Source organism: Streptomyces ruber, assembly GCF_014648075.1.
Lineage (GTDB): Bacteria > Actinomycetota > Actinomycetes > Streptomycetales > Streptomycetaceae > Streptomyces > Streptomyces ruber.
The window spans coordinates 427,421-442,383 of record NZ_BMQK01000001.1 but is presented as its reverse complement, the minus strand read 5'-3'; the positions used below and the strand labels follow the sequence as shown (position 1 = coordinate 442,383).

Sequence of the window (14,963 nt, the reverse complement as noted above, 5' to 3'; positions counted from 1 at the left end):
GCCCCGCCCTGTCGATCACGCGCTCGACAACGACATGGAAAGAGTAGAGCGTGGCGGGCGGTCGCCTCCGGGTCTCGCGCACGGCGCACTGTTCCGACAAGATTCAGGGCTCTCACCCGCCCGGACCACTTCCCGCCGCGGAGGCGACGCGACACGCCCCGGAAGGCGTGATTGTCCGCCCCCTGACCGGGTCCTACCGGGGCCTCGCGCTGTTGATGATGCCGGGCACGGCCGTACCGGCCGTCGCCCGGACCGACGTCGGAGCGTGCCGAGCGCCGCGACGACGTCCCGAGTGTGGAGCCGCCGCGAGCAATGAGGATCAGCTTTCTGCTGCACAACGCCTACGCCGTCGGCGGCACGGTCCGCTCGACCCTCAACCTGGCCGGGGCGCTGGCCTCCCGCCACGAGGTCGAGGTCGTCTCGGTGTTCCGCACCGCGAACAAGCCGCTGCTCGAGGTGAGCGGCAAGGTGCGGTTACGGCCGCTCGTCGACGAGCGGCCCGACGCGGCGTCGTACGAGGGGACGCACGAACTCATGGCCCAGCCCTCCGACATCGTGCCGCCGTCCGAGGTGCTGGCCCACCGTTACACCGCGCTCACCGACCACCGCCTGTGCACCTTCCTGGACGCGACGGACGCCGACGTCGTCGTCGCGACCCGCCCCGCACTCGTCGTCCTCCTCGCGGAGCACGGGTCGCGCCGCTACCTGCGGATCGGGCAGGAGCACCTGTCGTACGGCCACCACGTGCCCGGGGTCCGCGCGGCGCAGAACCAGGCGATCCGTCATCTGGACGCCTTCGTGACCGTCTCCGCACGGGACGCCGCCGACCACCAGCGGCACCTGCCCACGGCACGGGCCAGGATCACCGGTATCGGCAACACGGCGCCACGGCCGAAGGCCGAGCCCTCCGACCTGAGCGTCCCCCTGGTCGTCGCCGCCGGCCGGCTCGTCCGGGTCAAGCGCTACGACCTGCTCATCGAGGCCTTCGCCAAGGTCGCCGCCGTACATCCCGAGTGGCGGCTGCGGATCTACGGCCAGGGGCCCGAACGGGCACGCCTCCGCGCCGTCGTCGACGCCCTCGGCCTCAACGACCACGTGTTCCTCATGGGCTCGCACGCCGCCATCGAGACCGAATGGGCCAAGGCGTCCGTCGCGGCGGTCAGTTCCGAGTGGGAGTCGTTCGGGATGACGATCCTGGAGGCCATGCACGCCGGGGTGCCCGTGGTCGCCGCCGACTGCCCGCACGGTCCCGGCGAGATCGTCACCGCCGGACGCGACGGCCTGCTCGTGCCGCCCGGGAACGCGGACGCGCTCGCGGGCGGGCTGCTGACCCTGATCGAGGACCGTGACCTGCGGATTCGTCTCGGCACCGCGGGCCGTGCGGCCGTGCAGCGGTACGCCCCCCGGGTGATCGCCGGGGAGTACGAGCAGTTGTTCGCCGAGCTGCGGCGGGCGCGCACGTCCGTCGCGGTGAAGGCCGCACGCCGGGTGCGCCGTGCGGTACGGGGTGCGGTGGGTGAGACGGTGCGCGGTGCGGTGCGTGACGTGGTGCGTGATCTGCTACCTCGCGCGCCCGTCGCGTCCGCCGCCCCCAACGCCCCCAACGCCCCCGTCGCGCATCAGTCCGCTCCCCCGCCGCTTCCGGCGCCGCCCGAAGCCGGGCCCCGTCCGCTGCGGCCGAAGGGCGGTTGCCGGGTCGACGCCGAGGGGGACGTGCGGGTCTCGGTACGCGCGTCGGGGTTGCCCGATCTCACCGGACCCGGGGAGCGGTTCGTGCTCGTGCTGCGGCATCGGCGCGGCGGCGCCGGGGCGCCCGAGGCGCGCGTGCCGCTGGAGCCGCCGACCGGGGCGAAGGGCGCCTGGAGCGCCACCTTGGCCCACGGTCGGCTCGACCTGGCCGAGGGGCGCTGGGACGTGTACGTCGAGCGGCTCCCGGACGGCGCACGCCGGCGCCTCGCCGCGTTGCTCGTCGAGCAGCGCGGTCTGCTGCGCACGGCCCCCGCGCTCGCACCGGAGGAGTCCGTCGCCTGGTGGATCCCGTACCGGACCAAGGGCGGCCACCTCGCCCTGCGGACCTTCCGGCGGACCGCGCACGGGGAGGTCACCGCCCTGTCCGCCGTCGACGGCTCGCCCGCCGTCGAGGGCGTCCTCCACGGGCCCGCCCCGCTGGGTGGAGGAGCCGCGCTGGTGGGCGTCGGGCGAGGTCAGGACACCGAAGGCTTCGAGGCGCCGGTGACGACGGCGGAAGGGCGGTGTTTCCGGGTGCGGCTCACGGCGCTGCCCGGGCCCGCCGGCTCCGCCGAGGAGACAGTCTGGGACCTCTACCTGCGTCCCGCGGAGGGCGCGGCGCCCGTTCGTCTCGGGCGTCTGCTCGACGATGTCGTGGACCGCAGGAAGACCGCCAAGTACCCGGCCGTCGTGCTGCCCGGGACGGACGGTGCCACGGTGCGCGCCCGCTTCCTCTTCACCGTCACCAACGACCTAGGGGTGAGTGTGCGCCGGGACGGGGTCACCTGAGGCACCGGGGAGGGCGGTCGTGGGCGAGGGCGTCCCCGTGGCCGTCGGCGATCCGGTCCCCGTGGGCGATCGGGTCGGTGATGCCGTGGGTGAGGTCTCGCCGGGCGGCGAGGTCGTGCCCGTGGGCGGGGGCGGTTCACTGCTCGACGGCGGCCCGCCGCCGTCGCCCCCTTCCCGCACCAGCAGCGCGACAGCCGACACGCCCGCCCCGGCCATCGCGGCGACCAGCGCCGCCGCGATCACGGCACCCTTCCAGGAGAGCCGCCCGGCGGACCCGGCCCTTCCCCCGCCGCCCGGGCCACCACCGGCGGCGCCCCCGCCCGCCACGCGCCCCTCCCCGGCGGCCGAGCCGTCACTTCCGGGAGGCGCTTCCCGCCCGACGTACCTGCCCTCCTCAAGGTCCCGCACGTCCCCCACGTCACCGACGTCCCAGGCGTCCCATGCCCCCGCGCCCTCTCCGGCCCCGGGGTCTGGTCCTCCCCCTCCCGCGGACGACTCCCCGGACGGGCCGGTCGTCGGTTCGCGGAACAGCGTGAAGGGCCTCGCCAGCTGCCGCCGCACCGGCAGGTGTCCCGGTGGCACCTGCGGCATCCGCCCCGTCTCCCGGTAGGCCCGCAGCAGGCGCTCCGCCTCCCCCGCGTCCAGCCGTGCCGCCGGATCCCGCTCCAGCAACCCGAGGACGACGGGGAGCAGCGGCGCCGCCTGCGCGGGCGTGCGTATCTCGTCGGCCACGACCGCGTGCAGGATGCCGCCCAGCGAGTCGCGCCGGAACGGCGACTCACCGCTCAGCGCCGCGCAGAGCAGCGCGCCCAGCGACCACAGGTCGGACTCCGGACCCGTGCGCGCCCCCGCCATGCGCTCGGGCGCGGTGTACTCGGGCGAGCCGACGAAGGCCCCGTTCCGGGTGAGTGTCGTCGCGCCCGGGAACTGCGCGATGCCGAAGTCGGTGAGGACGACGCGGTCGGTGCCCTCCTCGAGCAGGACGTTCGCGGGCTTGAGGTCGCGGTGCAGGACTCCGGAGTCGTGCGCCTTGCGCAGCGCGCCCAGCAGGTCGATGCCGATCCGGGCGGCCTCGCGCGCGTCCACCGGGCCGTGCGCGGCGACACGGTCCTCCAGCGAGCCGCCGTCGATCAGTTCCATCACGATGTACGGGCGTGCGTCGTCCTCGACGACGTCGTGCACGGCGACGATGCTGGGGTGGCTGAGCTGCGCCACCGCGCGGGCTTCGCGCCGGGTGCGCTCGCGCTGCCGCCGGGCCTCCCGCTCGGGGAGCGCCGGATCGATGACGAGTTCCTTGACCGCCACCTGCCGGCCGAGGAGCTGGTCGGTGGCCCGCCAGACGACGCCCATGCCGCCCCGTCCGAGTCTGCTCTCCAGGCGGTAACGACCAGCTATGACACGGAAGTCGGCCCCCTCGGTCCCCATACGCCTCATCATGCCGCACCGGACGGAGCCCTTCCGGGGTGCCGTGCCCGCGCATGGCCGGTAAGCGCCGTACACACGCACGCAGGGGGCGTACGCCGTCCGACCGGCTGGGAGCCCCGCGTACTCCGGGGTCATGAGCTCGCAGGAGCGCCCGGCCGCCGGCCGTTCCCACCGCTCGTACGCCGTCCGCCGGCCCAGCCCTGCGCCGACGCCCCTCAGGTCACCGCGCCGTCGCCCCGTGCGTCACTCCGTGCGTCACCCGCCCGGCGGCCGTCGGCCGCGCGGCCCGGCTCCTGACCGCTCACCCGGAGCCCGCCCGCCCGCGACCGGCCCGGAACGGCGTGTCAGCACCCGCTCCCGTCCCACCCGCGACGGGTCGGCACGACCGTCCGGCACCGACCGGGAAGGCCGAAACGCGCAGGTACGCCGTGCGGGTACGCCGTCCAGACACGCCGTCCAGGCACGCCGTCCAGGGACGCCGTGCCGGCGCGTCGAGCCGAAGCCTTGGCCCCGCCCGTCCCGCCCGCCCGGCGCGCCCGGCGCGCTGCGCTCAGCCCGTCGCCTGGTACGTCTGGTACGCCTGCTCGTACAGCCGGGTCACCTCGTCGCGTTCGGCCTCGGGGCCGCGTACCTGCACGACGTGGTACCGGCCGTCTATGAGGATCGCCAGGTTCCGCACGAAGATCTCGCGCCCCTCCTCGTCCTGCCAGGTGAACTGCCCCTCGGCCATGCTGCGTCCGCCCACCTCGACGAGCCGCATCCCGCTGGAGGTGGCCCAGGTCGAGTCGCGGAACGGCTGCAGCTCGCGCTCGTCCTCCCGCTGGTACGCCAGCGGGTCGCTGCCGAAGGTCTCCGCGCTGTCCCGGCCGGGTACGACGAGGAGCTCGAAGGAGCCCTGCGAGTAGACGACCTGGCCGCGGCCGTTCCTGCCCGCGCGGTCCCAGCCGTTGGCCACCGCGACGCGGAACCCCTCGGGGTCGTCGCGCAGGGTGAACCCCTGGGCGACCTCGGGTTCGTTGGCCTGCGGCCGGGTGGAGGCGGACGACTCCGACGGTTCCGTCTCCTCCTCCTGCGCGCTCTGCTCCGGCTGAGGGTCGTCCGTGACGTCGGGCACAGGCGCGGGTCCGGCGTTCCCGGGGGCGCCGGTCTGCCGGCTGTCCGCGCCGCTGTCCCCGCTCGTGCCGGACTTCGGCATGAACACCATGGCGTACGCGATCACCGCGGCCATCGCGAGCAGGACCAGCAGAAGCAGGTTGCGTCCGAGCTTGCGCGGCACGGGCGAGCCGGACGGGCCGGGTGCGCCGGACCGTTCGTGCGCCCTGTCCGGCTCGAACGACGTGGACGACTCGAACGGCTCGAACAGTGCCGCCGACTCGAACGAGGCGGTCTCGGCCGGGCGCTCCTTGCGCTTGACCCGTTCCTGTTTGGCCCGCTCCTGCTTCGCCCGCTTGTGGCGGGCGTGCGGGGAGGTGTCGGATTTCCGCGTACGACGGCGCCTGCGGACGAGTTCGCCCCGGCGCCGCTTGATCGGCAGCCTGCGCGGGTCCGCCGGGGGCGCCGCCACCACGTACGTACCGGCCTCGGGCTCCGGCGCCGACCGGACGAGCGAGCGCAGCCAGCCGCGCAGCTCCTCGAAGTCCGGCCGCTCGGTGGGGTCCTGCCGCAGCAACGACTCGACCACCGGCCGCAGCGGCCCGCACTCCTCCGCGTACGCGGGCGGCTCCGAGCACACCATCTGCACCAGTTCGGCGGTGTTGTCCTCTGGGTAGGGGGCGTGTCCCTGCACGGCCCGGAACAGCAGGGCCCCCAGCGCCCACAGGTCCGTCGCGGGCCCGATCGGCGCCGCCAGCTGCCAGTTCTCGTGCACCGGGCCCGCCTGTTCCGGCGCCCAGCGTTCCGTGACCGGCCCGACCACCGCCATCCGCGCCTGCCGGGCGCGCTCGGCGGCGAGTGCGGTGGCGGGCCCGCGCCGGGCGGTCCCGGCCGCGGCCAGCTCGTCCCAGTGTCCGGTGGACGGCGATGCGGCGTGAGCGGCGGACTTCGTGGTGGGAGCGCCCGAGGCCGGCGGGACGCCGACTCCGTGGCGGCTCGTCCCTCCTCCGCCGTGAGTGCCGTGTCCGGCGGCGCGGTCGTCCGGTCCGCTCGCGGGCGCGGGCGCGGGCGCCGCGGGGCGGGGCACCGCTCCGTGCCACGGACGGGCACTTCCCACGCCGTACGGGTCCGCGATCTGACCGGGCGGCGTGGGCGCGGACGGACCGCCGGGGCCCGGTACCGCCCCGGACTCATCCGACATGTGGCCCGGCGCCGGCAGCTGCCCGGTGACCGGTCGGCGGTCGGGCAGGGCCGGGCCCCGGGGTCCCTCCGGCTGCTCGTGCGCACGGGCCGCGGCCCGTGCGCCGGCCCGGTAGGCCGCGATCGCTCCGGCCCGAGCCGCCCTGATGTCGTCGCCGGTCTCGGGCGTGCGCCGTCCGGCCGACGGGTCGGCGCCCGCGTCCGCGTTTCCTGCGCGCGCCTCGATGGCGGCGCGCCGGGCGGTCTCGGGATCAGGGACACCGGCTCCGGGCGCCGCCCCACCCTGGGACGAACGAGGCTCCAGCCCCTTGAACGTCTCAGGCACACGAGGCGCACGAAGAGAATCGTCAGGCACACGGAAGCCTGCCGTGAGCGGCCCCCCGCCCGGATCCCCGGCGACGCCCTCGTCCTGCGTGTCGTTCACCGGCACGGGGTCGTACCCGCAGAGCGCCTCCTCCGCCGCACCGGCCGCGAGGCCCGTGAGCACCACGCGTCCGTCGTCGCAGACGAGGACCGTGCGGGAGGTGACGTTGCGGTGCACCCAGCCGTGGGCGTGCAGGGCGCGCAGCGCGGTGAGGACGTCGGCGGCGACCTCGGCCGCCCGGTACGGCGTCAGGGGCTTCTCGGCGAGGAGCGTCTCCAGCGGCTGTGCGGACACCAGTTCGCTGACGATCCACAGCGAACCGCCTTCGGCGAACACGTCGAAGACCTGGTCCAGGCGTGGGTGGTCGGGAATCTGCGCGGCGGCCTGCGCGGCCTCGATCGCGCGCCGCACGGCCGGGTCGGCGGGACGGCGCGTGGCCCTATCGCCGCTCCGGCGCGCCTTGGCGTCCCGGGCGACGTACCCCTCCGGCAGCCCGTCCGCGTCCAGCACTTCCGCCTCGACGATCTCGGGCAACGGCACCTGCCGTATGAGGACTTCCTGCCCGCTGTAGGTGTCGAAGGCCCGGATCTCGGCGAGTTCGTAATCGTCCGACGGCGGCACCGGAAGGCGGTAGCGGTCGGCGAGCACCCGTCCCGCGTAGTCGTCCACGATGCCACCCCCGGCCAACCAGGTCGGTCAATACCGTTCACTCTGCGTACCGTTCCGCTCTGGATGCGCACGGTCCGCAGCCACTCACGATACGTGCCTGAGGTAACGCGCAAGGAAGAGATGCGGGATTCGCGCCGTTACGATCCGGCCTCAGTCGTTGTCAGGCGCCCCTCAGGACTTCGGCCGGAACGTCTCCGTGAACGTCCGCCAGGTGTCCTCGCGCAGGTCACTGTCCCACTCGGCGTCCTTCGCCGTGTACATCAGAGCGTGACCAAGATTCGAGTTCACGACGAAACCGCGGTCGATGACGCGGTACTTGGTACCGCTCGCCACATAGGTGAACTCCCAGTCGGCCGTGTCCCAGCCGCGGTAGTCCACCGCTTCTATTCGGACCCGCTGGTACTGGGAACGCACCATGGACCGCTCCTGGTTCTTCCAGTCCGCCACCGGGTCGTCCTTGGGCGTCGACGTCCAGCCGACGAGCAGCCGCTGCCCGTCGGGGCCCGTGAAACGGGCGCCCGCCGCGTCCGTCGACCGGTACTCCCAGCCTTCGGGCAGCCCGATCGAGAAGCCCTGGGAGCTCTCGTACGTGCGCACCGCGATGTCGTCGGAGCCGGAGCCGGAACCGGTACCGGAGTCCGCGTCCTCGCCGTCGCCGTTCCCGTCGTCACCCGAGTCGTCCGACGTGCTCTCGTCGCTTCCCGCGCCCGAACCGCTGCCCTCGGAGCCCTCCGACTCCGAGGCCGTCGCGGTGCTCTCGCCGTCGGTACGGGCGTCGGACCCCTCCGAACCGCCACCGCTCCCGGGCTCCGTGGCGGACGCGGACGACTTGGTGTCGCCGCTCCTGCCGCCCTGGCCGCTCTCGTCGCCACCGCCGAGGGTCAGCGCGAGCACCGTCCCGACCACGGCCAGCACGACGACCACCGCGACGACGATCAGCGTCCGCCGCGGCACCACATCCGTGATCGGCGCCCGGGGCGCGGGGCGCGACGGCAGATCCGGCGGCGGGACCTCCGGCCACCCCGACGACGTCCGCCCGGCCGCCGCGCCGCCGGCCGCCGCCCCGGCCACCGCTTTCGATCCGGACGGTACCGAGGAGCTCCGCGAGGAGGAGGGCGGGACCGCGGCGGTCCCCGCGGCCTCCCCGTCCTTCGACGCACCCCTGCCCTTGGCCCCGGACGTACCCGGTCTCTCTCTGCCCGCGCCCGGCTCCGGAACCGGAGGCATCGCCACGACCTTCGTCGCGTCCGCCGGTTCGGCCGCCTCCGGGCCGGGCTCGTTGATCACCTCGGTCAGCAGCGCACGCGCTCCCGCGTCGTCCAGCCGCTGCGCGGGGTCCTTGGCGAGCAGCCCGTGGATGACCTTCCTCAGCGGGCCGGCGTGCACCGGCTCCTCGACCGGCTCGGTCATCACCGCCGTCAACGTCGCTATGGCCGAGCCCTTGTCGTACGGCGGCACACCCTCGACCGACGCGTACAGCAGACCGCCGAGCGACCACAGGTCCGCCGCGGGGCCGGGCTTGTGACCGCGCGCCCGCTCCGGCGAGATGTACGAGGGGGCGCCCACCAGCATGCCGGTCGAGGTGACAGACGGGTCGCCCTCGACCTGGGCGATGCCGAAGTCCGTGAGCACGACCCGGCCGTCGTCCGAGATCAGCACGTTGGACGGCTTCACGTCACGGTGCAGGATGCCCTCGCGGTGCGCGTCGCGCAGCACGTCGAGTATGGCGAGGCCCACCTCGGCGGCGCGCTTCGGTTCGAGGGTCCCGTCCTGGCGGATGACCTCGGCGAGGGACTTGCCCTCGACGAGCTCCATCACGATCCACGGCCGGTCGTCCTCGTCGACCACGTCGAAGACGGTCACCGCGCCGTTGTTGCGGATCCGCGCGATCGCCTTGGCCTCCCGCAACGTGCGTGTGATCAGCCGCCGCTTCTCGTCCTCGTCGATGTTCGACGGGAACCGCAGCTCCTTGACCGCGACCGTTCGGCCCAGCGTCTCGTCCTCGGCCCGCCACACGGTGCCCATGCCGCCACGGCCGAGGACTCCCTCCAACCGGTACCGGCCGGCGAGGAGACGTGTCTTCCCGTCCTGACGGGATGCCCCGCCGCGCTCCGCCTCCGACATGCGTCCCCTCATGCAACCCGCCCTGACAGAGCCTTCATTGTCCATCACGCGACTACCGCTTCACGCCCAGGGTGTCCCTTCCGCAACACCCGACGAAGCCGTGCCCTTCCGGAGGCCGAGAACCCCGCCACCGCCTCTTCCAGCCTCGCAGCGGGTACCCGATCCGGCCACGGCGCCCTGGAGCGAACTCCGCACCCGGCCCGGCCGGACCCACGAACAGGCGCGCGCCCGGACCCGTCACGCCCTGGCACACGGACCGCACCGCACGCGGAACCGGTCAACTCCTGTGCCAGGGAGGGCGTATGAGCCACGGGTACCCGCAAACGGCGGACAGTCCCCGGTCACCGGCGGCAAGGTGAGCCGGGAACCCGGGGCACCCTGTGGCGGACCGCCCCGCACGACGGACGGCCCTGAGGAGGTACCGCCGTGCCACCGCGCCGGCCACCGGACTGCACCATGGCCCGGCCGGCCCGGCCGGCCACGCGAGGGGCCGGCCCGCCCCGTGATCCGGCGTCAAACCGCGCGTGCCGTCCGCCCGGTCGCCGCTTTCGCCCTCAGCGCGACACGATGTCCGGCGCCCCCAGCCGCGCCGCGTCCGCCGTCAGGTCGTCCGGCTGGCGCTGCGACTCCCGTTCGGCCTCCACCCGCTTCTCGTAGTGCTGGACCTCACGCTCGACGTGGTCCTCGTCCCAGCCGAGCACCGGAGCCATCAGTCCGGCCGCCTCCCGGGCGCTCCGCGTCCCCCGGTCGAACGTCTCGATCGAGATGCGCGTACGCCGGGTGAGCACGTCGTCCAGGTGCCGCGCCCCCTCGTGCGAGGCCGCGTACACGATCTCGGCCCGCAGGTAGTCGTCGGCGGCCCGCAGCGGCTCTCCCAGCGACGGGTCGGCCGCTATGAGGGCGAGCACCTCCTCGGCCATCGAGCCGTACCGGTTCAGCAGGTGCTCCACACGGACCACGTGGAGCCCCGTCCGCGCCGCTGTCCGCGCCCGGGCGTTCCACAGCGCCCGGTAGCCCTCGGCGCCGAGCAGCGGGACGTCCTCGGTGACGCAATCGGCGACCCGCAGGTCCAGCCCGTGCACCGCCTCGTCCACCGCGTCCTTGGCCATCACCCGGTACGTCGTGTACTTGCCGCCCGCCACCACCACGAGTCCCGGCACCGCGTGGGCCACGACGTGCTCGCGCGACAGCTTGCTGGTGGCGTCCGACTCACCGGCGAGCAGCGGGCGCAGCCCGGCGTACACGCCCTCGACGTCGTCCCGGGTGAGCGGCACGGCCAGCACCGAGTTCACGTGTTCCAGCACGTAGTCGATGTCCGCGCTGGAGGCGGCCGGATGCGCCTTGTCCAGGCTCCAGTCGGTGTCCGTGGTGCCGACGATCCAGTGCCGCCCCCATGGGATGACGAACAGCACGGACTTCTCGGTCCGCAGGATCAGCCCGGTCGTCGAGTGGATGCGGTCCTTCGGCACGACCAGGTGGATGCCCTTGGACGCCCGTACGTGGAACTGGCCCCGCTCGCCCACCATGGCCTGGGTGTCGTCCGTCCACACCCCGGTGGCGTTGACGACCTGCTTGGCGCGGATCTCGTACTCGCCGCCCGCCTCGACGTCCTGCACCCGGGCGCCGACGACCCGTTCCCCCTCGCGCAGGAACCCGGTCACCCGGGCGCGGTTGGCGACCTTCGCCCCGTACACCGCGGCCGTGCGCACCAGGGTGGTCACGAAGCGGGCGTCGTCCATCTGCGCGTCGTAGTACTGCAGCGCTCCGACCAGCGCGTCCCTCTTCAGGCAGGGGGCCACGCGCAGGGCGTGGCGGCGCGTCAGATGGCGGTGCACGGGCAGTCCGCGACCGTGGCCGCGGGCCATCGACATCGCGTCGTAGAGCGCGACGCCCGAACCCGCGTAGAGCCGCTCCCAGCCCTTGTGCTGCAGCGGGTAGAGGAACGGCACCGGCTTGACCAGGTGGGGTGCCAGCCGCTCCAGCAGCAGGCCGCGCTCCTTCAGCGCCTCGCGGACGAGGACGAAGTCGAGCATCTCCAGATAGCGCAGGCCGCCGTGGATCAGCTTGCTGGACCTGCTGGACGTGCCGGACGCCCAGTCACGGGCCTCGACCAGCCCCGTGGACAGACCACGGGTCACGGCGTCGAGCGCGGTGCCCGCGCCGACCACGCCGCCGCCCACGACCAGTACGTCCAGCTCGTGCTCGGCCATGCCCGCCAGTGACTCGGCGCGCTGCGCCGGTCCCAGTGCCGCTGTCCTCACCGCTGCCTCCCGCTGTCTGTCGCGCCGGACGTCGGCCGCCGGACGTCATCTGTCGGGCGAGCCCTTGCTCACATCCCCATGCCCAGATTCTGGCCGCCCCTCCCGACCTCGGCCACCGCCCGTCTCCCCACCTGTGGACAACCGCCGGGGACGCGCGCAGAATCTCACCCCCTCAATCCCGCATAACGGTCATATTTACTCCTAGTGTGACATTGCGCTCGCTCATCCTGTCCACAGGGCTTGCGCACCTGTCCCGCTTCGGCTACTGGGAAGGACGGCCCACGCCATGCCCGCAGACCTCGCCGTCATCGGACTCGGTCAGCTCGGCCTGCCGCTGGCCCGGGCCGCCGTCGCCGCCGGCGTCCCGACCCTCGGCTACCGCACGCCCTCCGAGGCCGGGTCGGAGAGCGGCGGCTCCCTCACCGCGCTCGAACTCCGGCGCCTGCTCGCGGCCGGCTTCCGGCCCACCACCAGCCCGGCCGAACTCGGCCGTGTGCGGACGGCGGTGATCTGCGTACCGACCCCGTACGGCGCGGACGGCGGCCCCGATCTCACCCATGTGGCCGCCGCCGCCCGTACCCTCGCCGCCCGGCTGCGCCCCTACACGACGGTGATCCTGGAGTCCTCGGTGCGCCCCGGAACCACGCAGGAGGTGCTGCTCCCGCTGCTGGAGGAGGGCTCCGGGCTGCGCGCGGGCCGCGACTTCCACCTCGCGTACTCGCCCGGCCGCACCGACCCGGGCAACCGCGACCACTCCCCCACCGGCACCCCCAAGGTCATCGGTGGCCTCACCGCCGCCTGCACCGAGTCGGCCGCCGCCTTCTACGGCCGGCTCACCGACAAGGTGGTCCGCGCGCGGGGGCCGCGCGAGGCGGAGGCGGTGCAGCTCCTGGAGACCAACTTCCGGCACGTGAACATCGCCCTCGTCAACGAGATGGCCGTCCTCTGCCACGACCTGGGTATCGACCTGTGGGACGTCATCCGCTGCGCGGAGACCAAGCCGTTCGGCTTCCAGGCCTTCCGCCCGGGCCCCGGCGTCGGCGGCCACGGCATCGCCCAGGACCTCACCGGACGGGCCCCGCACTCGCTCCGGCTGGTCGAACTGGCCCGGCAGGTCAACGACCACATGCCCGCGTACGTGGTCCAGCGCGCGGCCGCCCTGCTCAACGAGCACGGAAAGTCGGCCCGCGGCGCGCGCGTGCTCCTCCTCGGCGTCACCTACAAACCCGACATCCCCGACCAGCAGGGCTCTCCCGCGCGCGAGATCGCGCGGCGCCTCATGGAGCTCGGCGCGGCGGTGAGCTTCCACGACCCGTACGTCGCGTCCTGGAACGTCCTCGACCGCCCCGTCCCCCGCGCCGACCTCCTCTACGAGGCCGTCGCCGACGCCGACCTGACGCTCCTGCTCCAGCACCACCGCACGTACGACCTGCAGGGACTGTCCGCGAAGGCGCAGCTGTTGCTGGACACGCGGGGGGCGACGCCCACGGGGGCGGCGCATCGGTTGTGAGGGGGGCGCGTGGGGTGGCCGGGCATCCGGGGTTGATGGCTCACGGCACTTCGTACCGGTGACGTGGGGACAGATGGAGCCCACCGCAGGGGCTACTGCGGCAGGCTCCTGACAGATCACGGATGTCCGGCCTAGGCCGTTTCTGACGGCTCCTGAGACCGTCCCCGGACGGTTGCGGGCGGGCCCGATGAGTCAGTCGGCGCCTCGCGAGCCGTCTCTCGTAGTGCCACCCGGCCGGATGATGTCCGACCAAGAGCCGTCAGAAGCCCCCTAGTCCTCTTGGGGGCGGCCGCCCACCATCCTTAAAGCCACAAGATCTACCTCCTCCGGCACTTAACCATCCGAAGACGGATCCGGTCCCAGCGGGTGGGCTCGCGGTGGCGTCCCATGGGCGCCCCCTTCCACGATGCCGCCCAGTGACCCGGTGGACGGTCCGCTGAAGCTCGGGCCGGGCCCCGACGGCCGGGGTCCGGAACGTCTCCCCGCGCGAGCCTGTCGCGCGACCGAAGGGCTGGGTGGGGGCGCTTTGGGCGGGGGAAAGGCGCGGTTCATGCGAAAGGGCCCGGTCACCCCACGGGTGACCGGGCCCCTGTCCGCTTCCGCCGGGCGGAACTCAGCGCCGGTGCTGCGAGTCCGCCACCGTCACCTCGACGCGCTGGAACTCCTTGAGCTCGCTGTAGCCGGTGGTGGCCATGGCGCGGCGGAGGGCGCCGAAGAAGTTCATGGAGCCGTCCGGGCTGTGCGACGGGCCCGTGAGGATCTCCTCGAGGGTGCCGACCGTGCCCAGGTCGACCTTCTTGCCGCGCGGCAGCTCCGCGTTGACGGCCTCCATGCCCCAGTGGTGGCCCTTGCCCGGCGCGTCGGTCGCACGCGCGAGCGGCGAGCCCATCATCACGGAGTCGGCACCGCAGGCGATCGCCTTGGGCAGGTCGCCGGACCAGCCGACGCCGCCGTCGGCGATGACGTGCACGTACCGGCCGCCGGACTCGTCCATGTAGTCCCGGCGGGCCGCGGCGACGTCCGCCACCGCCGTCGCCATCGGGACCTGGATGCCGAGGACGTTGCGCGTGGTGTGCGCGGCGCCGCCGCCGAAGCCGACGAGGACACCGGCCGCGCCCGTGCGCATCAGGTGCAGGGCGGCCGTGTACGTGGCGCAGCCGCCGACGATCACCGGCACGTCGAGCTCGTAGATGAACTGCTTGAGGTTCAGTGGCTCGGCGGCACCGGACACGTGCTCGGCCGACACGGTCGTACCGCGGATCACGAAGATGTCCACGCCCGCGTCCACGACGGCCTTGGAGAACTGTGCGGTGCGCTGCGGGGAGAGCGCGGCGGCGGTGACCACACCCGAGTCGCGCACCTCCTTGATGCGCTGCCCGATCAGCTCCTCCTTGATCGGAGCCGCGTAGATCTCCTGGAGGCGGTGGGTCGCGGCCTCCACCGGCAGCTCGGCGATCTCGTCGAGCAGCGGCTGCGGGTCCTCGTACCGGGTCCACAGGCCCTCGAGGTTCAGGACCCCGAGGCCGCCCATCTCGCCGATGCGGATGGCCGTGGCCGGGGAGACGACCGAGTCCATCGGGGCGGCCAGGAACGGCAGCTCGAAGCGGTAGGCGTCGATCTGCCAGGCGATCGAGACCTCTTCCGGGTCCCGGGTACGGCGGCTCGGTACGACGGCGATGTCGTCGAAGGCGTACGCCCGGCGGCCGCGCTTGCCCCGCCCGATCTCGATCTCACTCACGTGTGTGGCCTTTCCCTCTGCGTTGGAGCACCTTCCAGTATCCCCGACCCCATCACAGAGGCG

At 73.7% G+C, this 14,963-nt stretch carries 7 protein-coding genes; 2 read left to right on the top strand and 5 right to left on the bottom strand.

The genetic code is table 11. The features are described 5' to 3' along the window. Positions 1–312: 312 nt before the first annotated feature. The gene (locus IEZ04_RS02105; protein ID WP_189214848.1) at positions 313–2,517 is read left to right on the top strand and encodes a glycosyltransferase family 4 protein; all 2,205 of its coding nucleotides are present in this window, start codon (positions 313–315) and stop codon (positions 2,515–2,517) included. On the opposite strand, the gene IEZ04_RS02100 is transcribed toward IEZ04_RS02105, so the two are convergent. The 4 genes from IEZ04_RS02100 to IEZ04_RS02085 all read right to left on the bottom strand — a co-directional run bounded on the left by IEZ04_RS02100 (position 2,482) and on the right by IEZ04_RS02085 (position 11,652). Further along, the gene (locus IEZ04_RS02100; protein WP_189214847.1) at positions 2,482–3,942 is read right to left on the bottom strand and encodes a serine/threonine-protein kinase; all 1,461 of its coding nucleotides are present in this window, start codon (positions 3,940–3,942) and stop codon (positions 2,482–2,484) included. The two genes, IEZ04_RS02105 and IEZ04_RS02100, sit on opposite strands and share 36 nt — an antisense overlap. Positions 3,943–4,492: 550 nt before the next feature. Continuing rightward, on the bottom strand, positions 4,493–7,267 hold the full coding sequence (locus tag IEZ04_RS02095; protein ID WP_189214846.1) for a serine/threonine kinase C-terminal domain-containing protein: 2,775 nt from the start codon (positions 7,265–7,267) through the stop codon (positions 4,493–4,495). Positions 7,268–7,438: 171 nt separating this feature from the next. Further along, entirely contained in the window at positions 7,439–9,391 is a 1,953-nt protein-coding gene (locus IEZ04_RS02090; RefSeq protein ID WP_189215358.1) for a serine/threonine-protein kinase, read from the bottom strand. Between the two features lie 554 nt (positions 9,392–9,945). Continuing rightward, the gene (locus tag IEZ04_RS02085) at positions 9,946–11,652 is read right to left on the bottom strand and encodes a glycerol-3-phosphate dehydrogenase/oxidase (protein ID WP_189214845.1); all 1,707 of its coding nucleotides are present in this window, start codon (positions 11,650–11,652) and stop codon (positions 9,946–9,948) included. Between the two features lie 286 nt (positions 11,653–11,938). Between IEZ04_RS02085 and IEZ04_RS02080 the strand changes: the two genes are divergently transcribed. After that, on the top strand, positions 11,939–13,162 hold the full coding sequence (locus IEZ04_RS02080; protein ID WP_189214844.1) for a nucleotide sugar dehydrogenase: 1,224 nt from the start codon (positions 11,939–11,941) through the stop codon (positions 13,160–13,162). Positions 13,163–13,775: 613 nt separating this feature from the next. On the opposite strand, the gene IEZ04_RS02075 is transcribed toward IEZ04_RS02080, so the two are convergent. After that, positions 13,776–14,900, bottom strand: a complete 1,125-nt coding sequence (locus IEZ04_RS02075; RefSeq protein ID WP_189214843.1) for a GuaB3 family IMP dehydrogenase-related protein — start codon at positions 14,898–14,900, stop codon at positions 13,776–13,778. Positions 14,901–14,963: the final 63 nt, after the last annotated feature.

Coding starts and splice junctions, on each gene's coding strand:
- IEZ04_RS02080 (WP_189214844.1), top strand. CDS start 11,939: ATGCCCGCAGACCTCGCCGTCATCGGACTCGGTCAGCTCGGCCTGCCG.
- IEZ04_RS02090 (WP_189215358.1), bottom strand. CDS start 9,391: ATGTCGGAGGCGGAGCGCGGCGGGGCATCCCGTCAGGACGGGAAGACA.
- IEZ04_RS02105 (WP_189214848.1), top strand. CDS start 313: ATGAGGATCAGCTTTCTGCTGCACAACGCCTACGCCGTCGGCGGCACG.
- IEZ04_RS02100 (WP_189214847.1), bottom strand. CDS start 3,942: ATGGGGACCGAGGGGGCCGACTTCCGTGTCATAGCTGGTCGTTACCGC.